The sequence below is a fragment of the Polyangium mundeleinium genome, assembly GCF_028369105.1.
GTDB lineage: Bacteria > Myxococcota_A > Polyangia > Polyangiales > Polyangiaceae > Polyangium > Polyangium mundeleinium.
Map to the genome: position 1 here is coordinate 8,079,552 of NZ_JAQNDO010000001.1, position 17,047 is coordinate 8,096,598.

Annotated in this window: 15 protein-coding genes; 1 reads left to right on the forward strand and 14 read right to left on the reverse strand. The window is 67.8% G+C overall.

The features are described 5' to 3' along the window. The first annotated feature begins 396 nt into the window (after positions 1–396). Positions 397–1,257, forward strand: coding sequence for a hypothetical protein (locus POL67_RS32130; RefSeq protein WP_271924127.1), 861 nt, complete (start codon positions 397–399; stop codon positions 1,255–1,257). Here POL67_RS32130 and POL67_RS32135 read toward each other — a convergent pair. From POL67_RS32135 to POL67_RS32200, 14 genes are all read right to left on the reverse strand, one after another. Then, positions 1,162–1,617 carry a type VI secretion lipoprotein TssJ gene (locus POL67_RS32135; protein WP_271924129.1) on the reverse strand — a complete coding sequence of 152 codons (456 nt, stop codon included), beginning with the start codon at positions 1,615–1,617 and terminating at the stop codon, positions 1,162–1,164. The two genes, POL67_RS32130 and POL67_RS32135, sit on opposite strands and share 96 nt — an antisense overlap. A 10-nt stretch (positions 1,618–1,627) precedes the next feature. After that, complete coding sequence (locus POL67_RS32140; protein WP_271924131.1) at positions 1,628–5,146, reverse strand: type VI secretion system membrane subunit TssM; 3,519 nt, start codon at positions 5,144–5,146, stop codon at positions 1,628–1,630. A 51-nt stretch (positions 5,147–5,197) separates the two neighbouring features. Continuing rightward, on the reverse strand, positions 5,198–5,551 hold the full coding sequence (locus POL67_RS32145; RefSeq protein WP_271924133.1) for a hypothetical protein: 354 nt from the start codon (positions 5,549–5,551) through the stop codon (positions 5,198–5,200). A 12-nt stretch (positions 5,552–5,563) separates the two neighbouring features. After that, positions 5,564–6,190 carry a DotU family type IV/VI secretion system protein gene (locus tag POL67_RS32150; protein ID WP_271924135.1) on the reverse strand — a complete coding sequence of 209 codons (627 nt, stop codon included), beginning with the start codon at positions 6,188–6,190 and terminating at the stop codon, positions 5,564–5,566. Next, entirely contained in the window at positions 6,187–7,806 is a 1,620-nt protein-coding gene (locus POL67_RS32155; protein WP_271924137.1) for a type VI secretion system baseplate subunit TssF, read from the reverse strand. The genes POL67_RS32150 and POL67_RS32155 overlap by 4 nt, the downstream gene beginning before the upstream one ends. 9 nt (positions 7,807–7,815) lie before the next feature. Beyond that, positions 7,816–8,397 carry a hypothetical protein gene (locus tag POL67_RS32160; protein WP_136971750.1) on the reverse strand — a complete coding sequence of 194 codons (582 nt, stop codon included), beginning with the start codon at positions 8,395–8,397 and terminating at the stop codon, positions 7,816–7,818. 6 nt (positions 8,398–8,403) lie between these two features. Then, the gene (locus POL67_RS32165) at positions 8,404–10,038 is read right to left on the reverse strand and encodes a hypothetical protein (RefSeq protein ID WP_271924140.1); all 1,635 of its coding nucleotides are present in this window, start codon (positions 10,036–10,038) and stop codon (positions 8,404–8,406) included. A gap of 22 nt (positions 10,039–10,060) precedes the next feature. After that, complete coding sequence (locus POL67_RS32170; protein WP_271924142.1) at positions 10,061–10,420, reverse strand: GPW/gp25 family protein; 360 nt, start codon at positions 10,418–10,420, stop codon at positions 10,061–10,063. Positions 10,421–10,447: 27 nt separating this feature from the next. Further along, positions 10,448–11,722, reverse strand: a complete 1,275-nt coding sequence (gene tssK / locus POL67_RS32175; RefSeq protein ID WP_271924144.1) for a type VI secretion system baseplate subunit TssK — start codon at positions 11,720–11,722, stop codon at positions 10,448–10,450. Between the two features lie 12 nt (positions 11,723–11,734). Further along, positions 11,735–12,304, reverse strand: a complete 570-nt coding sequence (locus POL67_RS32180; protein WP_271924146.1) for a hypothetical protein — start codon at positions 12,302–12,304, stop codon at positions 11,735–11,737. A gap of 35 nt (positions 12,305–12,339) precedes the next feature. Further along, positions 12,340–13,998 (reverse strand): type VI secretion system contractile sheath large subunit, encoded by a 1,659-nt coding sequence (tssC, locus tag POL67_RS32185; protein WP_271924148.1) that lies wholly within the window; start codon positions 13,996–13,998, stop codon positions 12,340–12,342. A 15-nt stretch (positions 13,999–14,013) separates the two neighbouring features. Beyond that, positions 14,014–14,955, reverse strand: coding sequence for a type VI secretion system contractile sheath small subunit (locus POL67_RS32190; RefSeq protein WP_271924150.1), 942 nt, complete (start codon positions 14,953–14,955; stop codon positions 14,014–14,016). 181 nt (positions 14,956–15,136) lie between these two features. Then, positions 15,137–16,033: a type VI secretion system baseplate subunit TssG gene (locus tag POL67_RS32195; protein ID WP_271924152.1), complete on the reverse strand. Its 897-nt coding sequence runs from the start codon at positions 16,031–16,033 to the stop codon at positions 15,137–15,139. A 3-nt stretch (positions 16,034–16,036) separates the two neighbouring features. Next, positions 16,037–17,020: a type VI secretion system protein IglI family protein gene (locus POL67_RS32200; RefSeq protein WP_271924154.1), complete on the reverse strand. Its 984-nt coding sequence runs from the start codon at positions 17,018–17,020 to the stop codon at positions 16,037–16,039. Between the last annotated feature and the right edge of the window lie 27 nt (positions 17,021–17,047).

Below are 17,047 nucleotides of genomic sequence, written 5' to 3' on the forward strand. Positions count from 1 at the left end.
CCCGCCCCGGCGTCGCGTCGCTGCGACCCATCGGGGCATCAAGTGATGAGACCAAACTACCACGAAACGCCGCGGTTTCCCGGGTTTTCTCGCGGAGCTAGGACACGCATTGTCCTATCGTGCGAGGTTCGTCCGGGTACACGATGACGCAGAATCAGGCTGAAACGAAGGTCAAGCGTGACGTGCGGGGATCGGACAATCGCCGTCCGTTGCGCGCGTTCAGGTGGGAGCCGATGCGATAGCGCTGGCGGGATCCGAGTGTCCTAGCATCGGGCACGAGTGTCCTTGCTGGGACACTACCCCTGCGCGCGTCTCCAAGTCTCGTACGCGCGTCTCCAAGTCTCGTGCGCGCGTCTCCGGGTGGATCCGGCCGAGGCCGGCGGGCGTAACCTCGGCATGCGCACGCCTCTTTTCAGCCGGTTTCGCTTCACCCACCTCCTCTTGCTCGCGGCCTCCTGCGCGGGCGCGACCGCGTGCCTCTCCGCTGGGGACGACGACGCCGTGCGTATGGGCGATGCCCCTGAGAGCGACCTCCAGGGCATCACCATCGTGCCCACGAATCCCACGTCGCCGCCCCCTCCGCCTCCGCCTCCGCCGCCCCCGTGCGTCACGAACGTGAATTCGAATCCTGCCTTCGGCTGCCTCACTGCGGCCTGGATCTACGGCCCAGGTGTGGGGCTCGAGTCTATGCTGAGTTCGGCCGTGGGGTGTGGCTGCGAGGCCGAGATCGTCACGACCGGCGTGGTGCCCGCCGCGTGCAACGTGCAACGCGTCGCCGTGAGCTGCAGCAGCGGCACGCCTCCGTTCAACGCCGTCTCGCCCATTCCTTCGGGCGAGTATCCATGTGAAGGCCTCACGAACGACGACGGCAGCCCCATGGTCGTCGTCATGGATGCCACCCAGGAGCCGCCTTTCATGGGCATTCACATCGATCCGGACAACAACGGCCAGCTCTGCGACGTCACCCTCGACCCCTTCGTGGGGCCCATCGATCGCGAGATCAGGGAAAAATGCTCGAGTTGCCACTCGGACAACGAGCCGAACTGGTGGCCCGAGGAGACTGACACGGAAGAAGAAAGCTGCCCCTACTGCCACGCGAACGACGCGCCCCCATGGCGGCCCGAGGTGCCCGGGTCCCTCGCAGCAGGCACCCGCTCCGCGTCAGGGCGATTCCGGCACGCAAACCTCGCCCGATTTCGAGACGCGGCAAAGCCTGCTCCGCTCGATCCGCACCTCGAGCTTCTCCGGCGGCGGTGACGACAGAAGCACCCGCCACGCATCGCGGTCCGGCCTTTCGAGGAGCGCGTAAATCGCGAGCGTCCCCTTCTCCGGCACGGGCACCTGGATCACCTTCGCCTGCCCGGGCAGCACCACCACCGAGGTCTGCACCGACGCGTCGGGCGTGGTCACCCGTGCCGCGACAGACTCGTACGACTCCGCGCCGAACGTCTTCTCGTCGATGGCGCGGGCGAGCACGTACACGGAGCGCGCGCCATTCGCGTCGGCCGCCGGGCGGAGCACGAGCTCCACCTGGGAACCCTTCGACGACGCGCAGCCGACCCCGAGCGCCGCGGCGAGAAGCGCGGTCAGGCCGCAGAGGAAGGCGTGGCCTTGCACGAGCGGAGTATCAACGAGGCGTCGAGGCTTGTCCACTTAGCGTCGTGGAGGGCGGCGGCCGCGACGGGCAACGAGAGCCGCGGTTCGGCGGCGGGAGCAGCACGTCCCACGGATCCGAGCCGAGATCGAAGGCCACGCGCGCGCCGAGCATCCACGACACCGCCGAGCCCCGCCACGCCGGCGCCTCGCAGACGAGCCGCAACGTCTGCCACGCGTCGCCCGTCCCCTCTTGCGACCGCGACGTCTTGCCGCCACTCGAAAGGTCCGTGAGCTCCGCGCTCACGATCGCCGGCGTCGACGTCGACCAGGGCACGGGCAGCGATTTCCACGCCGGCGCCTGATTGAACCCTGCGACCGTCGTCTCCCCCGCGCTGAGCGAGGACATCGTCACGGCCACGCGATCCTCCCGCTCCACCTTCGGCAGCGCATGCGGCCGCACCAAAAGCGCGATCGCCTTGGGTTTGCCCGCCTCGTCCCAGAGCAGGCCCGAAAGACCGTCGAACCAGCCGCCGACCTCGAGCGCCTCTTTCGGGAGCACGACGGCGCGATAGTCGAGCGGCCGCTTCGCCACCCACGCCCCGCCGTCGCTCCGGCGCGCGGCCGGCGCGACGCCGTCGTTGAAGGCGAGGCGCATCGTCCCCTTGATGCCGAACACCGAATCGACCTCGCTCGGCGACGCCTCGACCTTCGCCGTCGGCAGGAACGGAAACCGCGCCCAGAGCGGCTCGCCGAGCGGACGAATCTCGCTCTTGTAGATCTTCTCGACGGCCTTCTCGACGTTCGTCAGGGCATACTCGTAGACCTGGTTCACCGGCAAAAGGAACGGCCTCCGCATGTCCCCGCCGGGAATCCGCGCCGCGTCGAGCCATGCTTTGACCTGCGGCATCGGGTGCTTCGGGTCGGGGTCGAGCAGGGACAAGCCGAGCTTTCCCACGAGCGGCAAACGATCCCCGAGCGGCGCGCCCGCTGCCTGGAGCGGCCCGTCTTCCAGCGAGGCGATGAGCGGTGTCAGGATCGCGTAATACTTGTCGAGGTTGACGGGTTTGCCCTTCTCGGGCTGGAGCGCCACGATCGAATCGAACGAGCGGAGCGCATTGCGCAAGATGGCGAGATTCGGATCGCTCCCCGCGTCGACCGCTGCATTCTCCGCCACCGTCGTCCAGAACTGGCCGAACCACGAGCTCGGCGTGGCCATGTCCTGCAGATCGGTCCGCAGCGAGGCGAGCGAGCCCGCCGAGAACCCGAAGCCCTGCACATAGGAAAACAGCGCGTTCTGGTAGGCCGTCGCGTACGTGTCCATCCCGTCGCGCACGAGCCGCGCGAGCTCGTCGCGCTCCGTCTGCTGCACGCACGCCCCCGTGAGCGCAGCATCCATCTTCGTGAACGCGGGCACGAGCTCGTCATTCACGGCCCGCGCCGTGTAGAGCCCTGGGAGGGGCCGGCTCGGGCCGCGCCCTGGCATGTCGCTCGCGCCCACCGCGGGGAACGTCTGGTTCGGCCCGAAGAACGGCGAACGCTGCTTCACCCGGACATCCTCGACGAACGCCTTCACGTACGCCGACGACTTGCTCGACGCGACGAGCCGGTCCCAGTCCTCCGCGCGATAGACGCGGTTCTTGTCGATCGAAAACGTCTCCTTCGAGGCCGTGTCCCCCGTGGGGCACTTCATCCCCTCGAGATCCCCCACGATCTGCCGCAGCGTCCGGTTCTCCGCGCTCGGCACCTCGACCTTCGAGCCGTCGACCTCGCCGAGCAGCCCTTCGAGCTCCTTGCTCTTTTGCTGCGCCCAGTCCGGGATCTGGTGGCTGCCTCCGGGGCCGAGAAGTTTGTCCGCGTCCTCCGGGCTCTCCGTGCGGAGCAGCGATTCGAGCTCCTTCTGCGAGGGCGCGTCCTCCACACCACGCAGCGCATCCGAGAGCCTGCGCGCGCTCTCCGCGAGGGCCCCGATCTCGCCCGGTGGGACCGCGCCCTTCTTCAAGGATTCGTCGATCGAGCCCAGAAACCCTTCCCAATCGCCCCGCGGAATGCCCTGATCGAGCCCTTCGATCGCTCCCCGCCACGGCGAATACGAGAACGTCACGTAATCGCCGACCACGCTCTCCGGTACCTCGAGCACCCGCGCGAACGTCTCCTCGTCGCGCAGCGCGAGCTCGCCGAGATCGTTGTCCTCCGAGGCCCTGAGAAGCGCCACCGCATAAAGCCGCACCGGCAGCGAGGACGCCCTCGCCGCCGGCAGGAGATACACATCGCGGATCTTCCCCAGGAACTGCTCGCGTTCGCCGCCTCCGTCGCGTTCGGTCCGCGGCCGGTCGATCTCCTCTTTTGCGTTCGGATAGGCGTACCGCAAAGGCCACCAGCGTGGCCGGAGCGCCGCTCGCAGCGCCTTCGCGGCTTTCCCTTCGGCCCGATCGATCTCCACGTTGCGCGGCGGCCGCAGCGTGGTGAACCCCGCGACCTGCGCGGGCACGGCCTTCACGTCCTGCCAGTGCCACAGATAAAGCCCGCCGATGAGCCCCGCGATCGAGGCCCCGACGATCAGCGCTCCCAGCGTCCGACGTTGCTCGTGCGCGTGGAAATCGGATTGCACCGCCTGCGCGTCGAGGCCGAGCGGTTCGCCCACCATCCCCGCGTCCGCGCCCTCCGGCAAACCCGAAACCACGATCCCGTCGAGCGCGGGCGTGGCGACCTGCGTCGCATTCCCCACGAACGCATCGAGGAACGGTTCGAGCGCCGCGAACACGCTGCCCCCGCCGCCCGCGAGCAGCTTCGTCACCGCCGCCGTCTGCGCGGCCGGCAGCGTTTTGATCGCGGAAGACAAACAAGGATCGAGCGGCGCGAGCAGCCCTTCGAGGTCCGCTGCGCGCCGGCCCGCGGGTTTCAAGGTCTGCGTCGCGTGTCCCTCGTCCTCGGCCACGCGCGCGAGCGGGACGAACCCTTCGAGTCGCTCGTCGAGGTGCGAAAGAACGACCCGCACCCGCGGCGCGCGCCCGCGCCGGAGCGACGTGAGACGATCGACCACGTCCCGCCCGAGCGCGCCGAGGCGCCGGAGGCCCGCGGGCGTGAACGAAGGCGCGCGCGCGTCGATCACGAAAAGCACGACCGGCACCCGGAGCGCGATGGGCCTCCAGAGATCGGCGAGCGAAGAGCGCGCCTCGGGCCGCGTGTCTTCGAGCAATTCCCCGCTGATCTCCTGCACGAGCGCCTGCTGGCCCGCGAACATCGACAGCCGCGCGTCCGACGTATCGCTCGGCGCGACCTGCGAGGCCGAACCCGAACGCGCGAGCCCCGTCTGGATCACGCTCGTCTTGCCGGCCCGACGCTCGCCGAGCACCACGACGATCGGCGCGCCTTGCACGCTCTCCGGGAGGCGCCGCACGAAGTCGTCCCACGTCCGGTCGAGCGAGCGCGGCGGAGGCAACGTGGGCGCCTCCTCGCCGGCTTTCTTCCGAGACCGCACGAACAAATAAATGCCGAGGCCGAGCAGCAAGATCCCCACGAGGGCGATCGCGGCGATCACCCAGGGGTTCAAGGACGCTCCTAGCGCTGCGGCCTGCTGCATCGCGCGCGCCTCCTCGCCGCCCTAACCCCCCGCCGCGGGCATACGTTGCCCGGCGAAGAAAAAGGCCTCGAGGAGCTCCTCCACCCGATCGAAGGCGAGCGCGAGCGCCTTCGGATCCCGCGCCTCGGGCGGCAGGGCGAGGGCCTCGCGGATGGGTTTTACGAACGGCGCGAGCACGTGCGGAGGCACGACGCCCGCGGCGCCCGCCTCGATGGCCGCGAGCAGGGTCGCCGCGTCTGGCGGAGGCGGCGAACGGGGCGCGGCCTCGACCTCGATCCGGGGCGGCGGTGGGGGCGCGGACGGACGGCGCCCGCTCGCTCGCCATCGTGCGAGCAGCGAGGACCGCGGATCACTCTCCTTGCCTCCGGCCGCCATTCCCTCGGCACTTCACCACAGAAGGCTGGCGAGGGCAAAAACCGCGTGAAAACCTGCCGCGACGCCCAGGGCAAGGAGGGCGTACCGCAGCGCGGGCCGGGCCCGGACCGTCGAGGCCGCGGCCGTCTTGGCCGGCGCCTCGCTCCGCGGCAGGCACCGCGCGAGCTTCTCCTTCCAGGCGCGGATCTCCTGGGGCTCGTCGAAATGACGGCCCACGAAACCACACTCCAGGCAATGCAGGTACGTCGCGACCACGAGCGGCTCGGGCTTGCTCTCGGGCGTGAGGAGCGCCGCATGTTCGAAAAACTCGTCGCCGCCGTTGGTTTCGCCGAGCAGGTCCCATTGAAGGAGCGGCCACGGCGGGCTCTCGGGATCCCCTTCGCGCGCGAGCCGCGTCTGCACGCGTTCGTCGAGAAAAACGACGAGCGGGACCAGGACGCCCTCCATGGTGGCCGGCGATACGATCTTGTCGAGCTTCGCGTCGAGGTCGTCGAGCCTTTTCCGGAGCTTGGCCCGGAGCGTCTCGACGTCACGTGTCTTGTTGTTTCGCACGGCCGCGTCGAGGATCCGCCCGGTGTCCTCGATGCAGGCGACGATCTCCGCGAACGCGCGGGTATCGAGCGTGCCCGTCGCGCTCATGCCTTCGTCCCTCCTGCGAGCGCGCGCTGGCCCGCCATCGGGCGCGTCGTGATCTCCACGTCCACGGGTTCCTCCGTCCACGCGTCGAGGAGCGCGGCGATCTGCGCCGAAAGTCGCCGCACGAGCGGCGCCTCCTCAGGGCTCCTTTGCCGCACCGCGAGCCGATACACGCGCCGAATGCCTCCCGCGCGCCGGGCCGGATCCGGCGCCTCGCGCGAATCGAGCTCGTCGACGAGCGTGGCAAACCCTCGATACGCCCCGTCCCCGCTCGCGCCGAGGATCTCCAGCATCCCCACGAGATCCCGCCGCCCGAGCGCCGGCCGCATGCGGAGCGAGAGCACGTCGAGGCACCGCGCCGGATCGTGCGCGAGCGGGCTCTCCGCGGGCGCGCGCATGCTGCCCACGAGCCGGAACGAGACGCCCGGCAAATGCCGCGTTTGCAAGCCGAGCGCGACCTTGCCCGGCGACGCCGACCAGAGCACCGGTTGCGAAAAACGCGCTTCCGCGAGCACCTTGCAGGGCTGCTCGAAGGCGCCGTCGATCGAGAGCTTGAGCTCCGTCACCCCGTCGCCTTCTTCGATCTCGTACGTATCGCCGTCCTGCGCGAGCGCCGCGGGCAGAATCGGCACGAGCCCACGATCCGACGCCTTGTAGACCCCGCGCACCCCCGCGGGCTCGACGCCTTCGAGCAGCGGCGAGGGCGAACGTACGGGCGCCGTCGTCCGCGTGCCGTCCCAGAGGATCGGCTCGGCGAAATCGACCCACGCGTTCTCCACGGGCACGACGTGCATGCGGAACGTATCGTTCGAGATCGACAAACTCGTGGGGAACTCCTCGTCGAGCTCCAGGAAGAGGTCGAGCGTGTCCCACGGGGCGCGGGTCTGCGGGAGCTCGACCTGCACGAAAAGCTCCTGCTCGGGCAGGTGGAAAAACGAGCGAATGCGGGCGAGCGGGCCGCGATCGTCGCCGTCTTCGAGGGCGGTCGCGCGCGGGGCGCCGAACGACACACGACAGGTGATCTCGGGCCCGTCCGCGCCGGCGACGGCAAAGGCACGCGTGAGGTGGCGGGAGAGCGCGTCGTGCAGCGCGAGGGACGCGCGGTAATCGTCGAGGCGCCGCACGTAAAACGAGAGTGTGGCCGCGTTTTTCCAGGAGCGCCGCGCGCGGAGGCGAATCCGCACGAAGAGCCGCCGGTTCTGCTCGACGAGCCGCGCGCCCGTGACGTCGATCGGCAGGATCGCGAGCGGTCGCATCATCGAAAAGAGCCCGACCTTGCCCTCGGCCGACATCGCGCGGAGCAACGTGCCTCGCGGCAGGACCGCGGGCTCGACGCGCTCCTCGCCGACCACGCATTCGACCATCATCGACGCGGGCGCCGGCACGAGCAGCTCGTCGAGCGTACCCGCGGCGATGCGACGGACGGCTGCGGCCGTCGCGCGCTGGGCCGCGGCGCGTGTCCTCGCCGAAAAGAAGGCCTGCGCTTCGAGGATCCGGCGCACGTCGGGATCTTCGGCCCCGAGCGAGAGCGCGCCCTCGGCCTCGCGGCGCGCGGCGAACGCGTCGAGCGCGGACAGTTCCTCCAGGAAGAGCGAATTCAAGGTCTCGGCCTCTGCCATCGTCCCCTCCTACCCGAGATTCACCAGGCTCCCCTGCACGTTCGTCATGCTGCCCTTGAGCGTCGCGATGCCCGACGATTCGAGGTTCATCATCCCATCGGCCTTGGCCTCGATCATCGCGCCCTTGGCCGAGATTTGGCTCGTCCCTTCGAGCGTGAGCGTCGCCGCCGTGGAGAGCGTCGCGCCCGCGCTTTCGAGCGTCAACGTATTCGTGCTCGCGCCCGTCAAGCCCACCTTCGACGTCCCCTCGACGGTCACGTTTTGTGCCCCCGAGATCGACACGTTCGCGTCCGACGAGATCGTCGCGTCCTTCGTGCTTTGCACGGAGAACGTGTCCTGACTCGTCCAGCTCGACGCCTTCGTGGAGGTCATGGTGATCGTCTCGTCGGCCGTGACTTCGAATTGCTTGCAGGCGATCGCGATCTTCTCCGATGTCTGCGTGATCGTGCTCGTCGCCGAATCGCCGGCGACCTTGATCTCGATCTTCGTCCCGTCCATCACGATGGTCTGCGTGATGCTGGCGTCGGCATTGACCACGGTCACGGTGATCCCCGCGGTCTTGTCCATCTCGATGGTGCAGACCAGCGGCATGACCGATTACCCCCCCGTCTCCTCGACCTTGAGGGTCATCTTGCCCTCCTCCAGCCGGAGGAGCACGGTGTCCTTGTCGTTCGTGCGCAGCACACGCAGGACGGGTTTTTCGTCCTGATAATCGTGGAGCACGGACGTGTTGTTCGTCGAGGTCTTCCCGAGGAAGAGGTGCTGTCCCTGTCCGTCCTTGGCCACGCGCGCCTCACCGCGCCAATCGATCATCCGGATGACCGTGGCTTTGCTGAAATCGAGGGCCACGAGCACGCGCTGATTCTTGTACAGCGGCAGATACAGGTTCCCTGCCCCGCTCTCCGGCTCGTACGGCGCGGTGATCTCCTTGTTCTCGAAGAGCGGGATCTTGACCGTGTACTGATCGATCGAGGTGTTCTCGTCCGTCACGAAATCGTACGTGATGTCCGTGTCTTCCCCGACGGCGCTCACCACCTTGCCTTCGAGGTGACCGGGGAAGCGCGGCTCGACGATGGACGGCAGGCGAGCACGCGCCTCGCTCTTCGCTTCGAGGCGGGCCGTGCATTCGACGGAGAAGCTCGCCGTGGTGTCGCCGTAGGTCGGCTCGGCCCCGTCATCGAGGGCGCGCGCTTCGAGCGAAAGGAAAAACACCCGAAAGGGTTCGGTCTCCGCGATCAGGGCCGAGCTGTGCCCGCCCGTCGTGGAGATGTCGAGCAAGCTGCCCGGCGAGACGGCTACGGTGGGAAAACGTCGAAAGGAGAGCTCCACTTCGCGCTTGGGCAGGAGGGGCCGCGCCGTCTCGAGCGTGACGCGATCGTCGACGTCTTGCGCGATGGGCGTGCGGAGGAGCGTGTCGCGATAGATGCCCGTGGCCGCGTTGGTGTTGTCGACGAGCTCGGTCGCCGTGCTCTCCGTGTACGAGTTCAGGACGCGCGGCTTGTGGCGCGGGACCTCGGGGAAAAGCGAGGTCATGGTGGAGAGATCGTCGAGCAAAAGCTCCGAAGCCTCCCCGCTCGTATCCTTGACGCCCTTGATCGAATACGTGCCCTCGGCGTGGTCGTACGTGAAGACACCGTTCCGGTAGCGCACGTACCAGAGCACGAGATCATAAAAGCTCGATCGCACGGCTGGATCGAGGTGGAAGAAAATCTGCGAGACCGTCGTGGTGATGACGTCCCAATCGTAGGTCAGGCTGATCTTGTCGCCCTTGTGGGCCTCGATCACGTCCTTGAACGTCGTCTCGGTGGAAAGCGCACAGGGGAAATGCTGCCGCCAGAGGGCCTGCGCCGGGTCCACGAACGTCACGCGGTAGCGCCGAACGAGCACCGCCGGCTCGGCCATCGTCCGCTGCATCGTCTCCTCGCGCACCGACTTTTCGAGCACGAGGCCGCTCGTCTTGATCTCCGCGTCGTCCGCCTCGGTATCGGTCTCGAGGTGCCCCGGTTTGATCGATAAGGAGACCTCGCCGAGGTCGGCCTTCACGAAATCCGCGAGCAGGTCGTCGGTGTATTTCCCGCCCCACGACGCGTCGTCCTGCATGACGAACTCGACGGAGCCCGAGACGCCCCACGCTTCCATGCGCAAGGAAAAACCCCGCACGTTGCCGCCCGGGATCACGTGCTCCGTCCCCCCGACCGTCAGCGCCAGCGTGATGTCGAGTTTTTCCTTCAAGGCCCGCCCCCGCAGGCCGAGCCTACCCGCGACGCACGGAGACGTTCCGGAAGACGCTGTGCAAGAACACGTGATACGTCACCGGCTGTCCGCCCACGAGCCCCGCAAGCGTGAACCGCACCCAGAGGCCCTTGTCGCGGCCGACGAGGGTGAGCTTCGGTTCGCGCAGCCGCGGCTCGTAGGCCCGCACGACCCCGAGCATCTCGGCGCAGAGCTCGTCGAGCAAAGGCTTCGTCGCGAAATGGCCATCGTACCGGCCGAGCCCGTACACCTCGACCGCCGAGGCATACCCGCCCTTCGCGTTGAGCGACACCTCGAGATTGCGCGCGATGCTCTCCAGACGGGGCTCGTGATCGCCCCTGAGCTTGCCGAAGAACGACAACGACGGCCTCCTCCGCGGTCCCTTCTATCACGACCGCCTCCAGGAGAGCAGCACCTGCAAGCCCTCGAGCTCCTTGGGCATCAAAAAACAGATCGCCCGCTCCCGGAGCACGGCCCCCCACTCGCGCGCGTCGTCGCCCGCCGACGAGCCCGCCCCCACGATCCGATAAAAATCCACCGGCCCGCCGAACCGATGCCGGAACGGCGGGTTCGGCGAATACACGAGGCGCATGCCGCGGAGCGCGTGCTCGCGCACGAGGCGGAGCCGCCCCGGGCTCGAAAGCACCGTGCCTTCGAGCGGCAGCTTGTCCGCAGTCCGATTCTTGAGGACCACCACGTAAAGCTCGGTCGCGCCGAGGGACTCCGGCGGGAGATCCCCCGCGACGAGGCGCCCATTCTCGGAGACGAACGAGATCGCCGGCTCCTCGGGCGTGGGCACACGGGCGCGCGCCGAGATCTCGTCGCATACGACGCCGAAGATGCGAGCGAGATCGTGATGGTCGTAAGGAGGAGCCGAGAACGGCGCGGCCCGCTCGTCGAGCAGGCCGAGCTCGAGCGCGAAATTGCGCAATGCCGAATAGACCGGATACGGGTGCAGGTGGACGCCGCGGTCCATGTCGTCGAGCAACCCGCCGAGCTTGCGGGCCTCGACACGCACGCGAAAGAGCGGCGCCGCCGAATCCCCGCGCGCCACGGCCTCGAGCGCGAGATCGTCGAGCGCGCCTTCGATCTCGGCGAGCTCGCCGCGCAGGCGCGTGAGGCGCGGCGCGAGGTAAGGCGTGGAGCCGAGCCGCACGAGCGGCGGGATGAATTCGGCCGAGAGGCGGAATTGCCCCCCGGTCGTGACCTCGAAATGACCGAGCTCCGCCCGGCCGATGCTGCCTTCGATGCTCGCCTCGGCCGAGAGCACGACGCGGAGGAAGACGCGCGGAATTTCCTTGGGCGAGGGCGGTTCGAGCGCCCCCTCCGCGTTCCCCTCGTCGTCCGGAGGCAAGACGTGGGCGAACACCTCGACGCGGCGCCGCCCGACGGCCTTGAGATCGAGCGGCGCGCTGAGGCGGGCATTGCCGGGCACGTCCACGAGCGCCCCGTCCGGCAGGACGGCAGAGAGGCCCGACACCCAGAGCACGCCATTCTTGGGATCGTCGCCGTTCCATTCGAGCCGCGCGATCCCGGTGAGGGGCAAACCGATGAGGCTCGCCCGCAGCGCGGCTTCGGCCGAGAGCGCGTCCTCGAGACCGAGGAAATGCTCGGGGAGCAGGACCTGCCCGATCCGCCATTTCGGCCTTGCCAGCGCCGCCACGATTCGTCCCGGCTAGCCCTGCGCCAAGCCCCAGAGCTTGGCGAAGTTCTTCCCCTTGCCAACGGCGACCTGCAGCGATTGCGCCGAGGGCTGGGGCTTGATGCCGGTGTTGAACGTGTAGTTGATGGGCGACTGCACGTCGGTCGACGCGTCGTCCGCCACCGAGAGGTTCAGCTCATCGCCTTGCTTCTCCAGGATTCCATTCATATCGGTCGAGTTCGAGTGGAAGCAGAGGTAATACTCCTTCTCCACCGGGTCGTAGTCGTAGACCGAGAACTGGAACGTGACCAGCACGTTGGTCATGGAGGTGTAAATCAGGAGGGCGATGTTTTGCTTGATCGTCGCGGAGACCTGCCCGCTCAGATAGACCGCGTCGGTGACGCCCGTATCCCAGAGGATGTCGCGCAGGACCGAGACGACCTTCAGATCCTCGGTCGGGTTCATGGGGTTCTTGCACGTGAGATCGGCGGTCAGCGTCGTGTCCCCGACCTTCAGCGACGTGATGAAACCCACCGCGGTCTGCTTGTCCTTCTTGTAGTTGAAGCCCTGATAAACGTCGAGGACTTTACGAAATTGCGGCATGGCCGTTCATCCTTTCCTGCGTGCTCGATTCCGTATCAGGGGCCGCCCAGGGCCGCTTCGAGCCGGAGCTCGACGTCCATTCCTTCGAATTGCGCGTGGGGCAGGACCGAGATGATCGACTTGTACCAGCCGAACGCCCCCGGCTTGTCCTCCACGGTCACGCTCACGGCCTTGAACGGATAGAACCGCAAGGTGAGATCGTCGGGATTGACGACCGTCGTGACGTACCCGCCGAGCCAGTTCGCCAGCACCTGCTGGATGTACGGGCCGTCGGCCGTGCTGCCGATGTACTCGCGCATCATGCGCTTGACGAAATGCGCGATGCGCGTGATCGAGAACGAGTACGCGAGGTTCGTCACGAGGTGCGCGTTCTTCGTGTTGAGATCCTCGACGAACGTGCGCGGCTTCTTGAGCGACTGCGCGCTGAAGAACGTGGCCACGGCCTCGTTCTTCTTGTGCACGAGCGGAATGAAGCCGTTCGAAGCGAACTGCAGCTCGCGGTAATCGGGGATCGCGATCTCCACGGGCGGCTGCTGTTGTTCGTAGCCGTTCTTCTCGTACGTGTAGACCGTGAGCCCCTCGACGATGCCGCCGCCGCGCGGCCCGCGGATGTGCTGGGCCCAGCCCGATCCCTCGAAGGAGCGGACCATGTTCTTCGCGAAGAGAATGGCCGCATTGCCCCAGAGGAAATGGCTGGCGTCGTCCGTGCGGCCCGGCTGGACCGTCTCCTGGTAGCCGACGAGGTTGCCCGCTTCGAGCTTGGATGCATGGCCGAACGGACGGCGCAGGAGGTACCGCGGCAGGACGAGCCCGATGTACGCGGCGTAATCGGTGTCGCGCAGCTCGTTGTACCTGCCGAAATGCGGGTGCGCGAGCACCGCGTCGAGGTCGCCGATCTCCGCGACCTCCTGCATCGACTTGCAGGGCGAGAAGAACGTGGGCGCGACCGAGGCGACGAACGGGCAATGCGAGGCGTTCGCGACGCGGCCCATGGCGCGCAGCCAGTCGATGTCCTCGTCCGACGAGTCGAACTCGTAGAGGCCGATCATCGTGGCGAAGGGCTTGCCGCCGTACCGATCGTACTCCTGGATGTAGATCTTGTTGAAGAGGCTGCCACCGAAGATGTCGGTGTCGTGATCGATGACGTCGGCGCCGATCTCGGCCTTGCTGCCGTCGAGGAAATCGATGATGACGTCCTCGCTCTCGACGCCCGACGCGAGGTGGTGGAGCCCGCGCCAGACCGCTTCGATGGCCTGGAAATCGTCGTCGTGGAAGACGTCGTCGAGGTGCTTGCCGAGCTTCTCGTCGACCTTCTGCGCGACGAGCGCGATCGCCTCCACGACGTTCGAATAACTCGCGAAGGCGTGCAGCGGTCCGAGATCGTCGCCGCGCGAGAGCGTGAGGTCGTCGCTGCAATTGACGAGCAGCGCCGCGAGGTCGTTCATGAACCGCGCGCCGTCGTTGATGTTGACGTTGCGGTCGTCGAACTTGAGCGGGGCCATCGCGCCGGAGTCGTCGGCGAGGGAGAGCGCGCCGCCCGTTCCGTCGCTCGGCTGCGCCGGCGGCTTGACTTCGCTGATGAGGAGCTTGAGCGCGTCACCTTCTTTGAGGTCGCCCGCGGTCTCGCCGAACGCCCCGAGAAGATCCGCTTTGAGTTCGTCGGCGGTTTTGGGAGTTGTATTGGTGGCAGGCATGATCGCTCCTCGACCTCAGATCTCGAGCACCTTGTAATTGTCTTTCGCCCACTTCTGGAGCTCCTTGAGCCCGTCGGGCGAGGCGAGCGCGCGCTTCATCTGGGCGCGAAGCTCGGGGCGGTTGCGCAGCATGGACTGGAGCTCGAGCATCATCAGCTTGATGACGCGGAGCCGCTGGAGCTCGGGGATGCTGCTGGCCACGGCGTCCGGCGTGAAATCCTTCATCGACGCGAAGGGCACCGTGCGCTCCGCGCTGACCTTGAGCGGCGTGGTGAGAGGCAGGACGTACACCCTGCCCTTCGACACGTCGTCGTCGTCGCTGTCCTGGGCCTCGGCCTTCGGCGCGCTCGCCGCGTCCAGCGCGACCACGCGATTGCGCAAAAGGCCCGTCACGAGGCCGACCTTCTTGCGGGTCGACGGATCGATCGTATCGCCGGCGACCTCGCCGGAGAACGTGATCGTCGCGCCCTGGACCTCGAGGTTTCCTGCGTCGTCGATCGATTTCACGTCGAGCGTGCCGCTCACGATGATCTCGCCGTCGACGCGGCTCAGACCGTTCTGCTCCGGCGTGCTCTCGAAATGCGCCTTGCCGGTGATCGGATACTTGCCGGCTTCCTTGCGGGCGATGGCGCCGCTCGGGACCGTGCAGACGATCCGGTCGAGGGTCACGGTGCCGGGCAGGCTCGATTTGAGGTGCGAGAGCGCCTTCGGCAAATGCCAGGTGGGGACGATCTCGGTGAGGTGATCGTCCACCGTGGTCCCGCGCTTGATCGAGCGAACGTTCCGCTCGGAGAGGGCGGGCAAGAGCCCCGCGGCGCGCTTGGAGCCGCCCTCGAACTCACCCAGGACCAGAACCCGGTAGGGCAGCTTCTCTTGCTGCGGCGTGCCGGTGATGTTGGTCCGGTAAGTGATGGTGAGCCTGGACTTGAAAATCTGGTCCTGGATATACTTGCTCAAGATCGGTTCTCCTTCCCCACCTCGTCCAAACGAGGCAAGACGCGCGTTCGCCGTGAATGCGGCGCGCGCCTTTGCCCCCCTCGTGCAGAAAACCCGAGGACCGAACCGTGGGGGCTCGGGGCTTTACGGTTCCAATCGCGCATAGCGTTCCACGGGCGCGCTCCCCGGGACAAATTTGCCGTTACGCCGGGCGGTCGGGCGGTCGCCCCTCGAAGAGCGTGTGGATCTCGGAAGGTCTTGATTTCGCGAGCGGATCCCAGCCGAGCTCACCCGGCCCGCGGACGATGAGCTTGCCCGACGCCTCGTGATCGACGAGCAGCACACGCAGGTGCACGGCCGCGCCGGAGAGCGCGGGCAAGACGTGATCAAAGAGACGCGTGCGCGCCTCGCGTGTCCACGGCTCGTTCGCCCAGGTTCGCGACGCGTCGGTCACCAGAATGGCATCGATCCCGGGCACCGAGATCTCGGCCTCGCCGCCGAGCGCGGAGATGCCGAGCGTCGCCTGTCCAATCCGCGCATCGGGCGCGGGCAAGCGACGCTCGTGTCCAGCGCGGCGCACCGAGACTTCGAGCTCGGGATAGACCTTGCGAAAGAGCCAGCCGAGCGTGATCGGCGACGAGGGGCGGGCGAGCGTGAATGCCGAGCTGCGCAGGGAACGAGGGCGCGGAACGAGGCGCTCCTGTTCCACGGGCGCGCGCGAATCGGCGTGATCGGTGAGGAGCCGGTGGTCGGCGAGGGCGACAATGCCTTCGAGCGCGGGACCGGCTTGCGGATGCGCGAAAAGCTCCTGGAAATACGAGGGCAGCGGGGTCGTGACCGCGCGCAGGCCGAGGTTCAGGGTGACGGTGACATGGTCGCCGAAAAACTCGACCGCGCGCACGAGCGTGGGTTCGAGCGCGAGCGAGGGGTGGCTGCGAAAGCGCAAGGTGCGGTCGGGAAAACGCGCGCGGAGCAAGGCCACGAGGGCCGGGAGCTCGAAGGCAGGGGCGGCGCGCGAAATGGCCTCCTCGAGCGCGACGCGGCCTGCGCCAGGCGGAGCGGGGGGCATTTCGGAGGACAGCGGCGCCGGCCCGTCCATGCGTCAGGTCCCGACGAACGCATCGAGGTCGACCTGATAAAGCTGCTCGAGCGCCTGCCACGCCGGGCCACCCTCGGCCTCCCAGTGGGGCGCGATGTCGCCGATGCTCGCCGAAAGAAGGCGGAAATGAGGAGCGAGCAGGGCGGGTAGGTACACGCGCGGATCGAATCGATCGACGACGCGGCGCACGTCCTGGGCCACGATCGCGGCCTTGCCCATGTCGCCGCGGCTCACGAGGAGCTCGAAGGCTTCGAGTTTGCGGATGAACTGCTCGAGCGCGGCCGAGACCTCGATCGTACGGGCGGGCGGCGCGCTGGGATGGAGTTTTTCCGACTCGAACACTGGCTCGGGATCGGAGGGCGCGTTCTCCTCGGGCTCGTCCACGGCTTGCTCCTCGATCAGCTCTGGCTCCGCGGGCGTGAGCTCCGCAGGGGGCGGCGGGGGCGGCGGCACGCGCTGAAAGACGCTCTCGCTGCGGGCGCGAAGCGCGGAGAGCTCACGCACGGATTGCGGGGATTCAATCACGGCCGTGATGGCCTTGGTGAGCGCCTCGGCCTCGGCAACGGTCTTCGACGTCAAATCGCGCGGGATCGTCGCAGCCCAGGTCTTCCACGTCGCGTCGCGCTTGGTTTCGTGGAAGTCGATGGACGCTCGAATCCCGCGGAACAGAAGCGTCCAGGCGGAATCGGCCACGCGTGCCTTGCGCTGGAAGGGCCGGAGCGCGCGGAAGCCTCCTTCGAGGGCGAAACGCGCGGTCGCGAGGATGTCGGGCAACGCCACCGGGCCCCGCTCGGCGAAGACCCCGAGCAAGAAGGCCGCGATGAGCCGGGCGTCGGTCGCGCCGTCCTCGATGGAGAGCGAGGCACGCTCGGCGGCGGCGCGGAGCTCGCCGCCCTGGGCGAGGCGCAACGTATCGTCCACGGCCGCGGTGGTCGCATCCATTCCGGGGCCGGAGAGGGCGTGCGTGACGAGGTTCGGATCGAGCATGACGAGGACCTCGGACCGATCGTATGT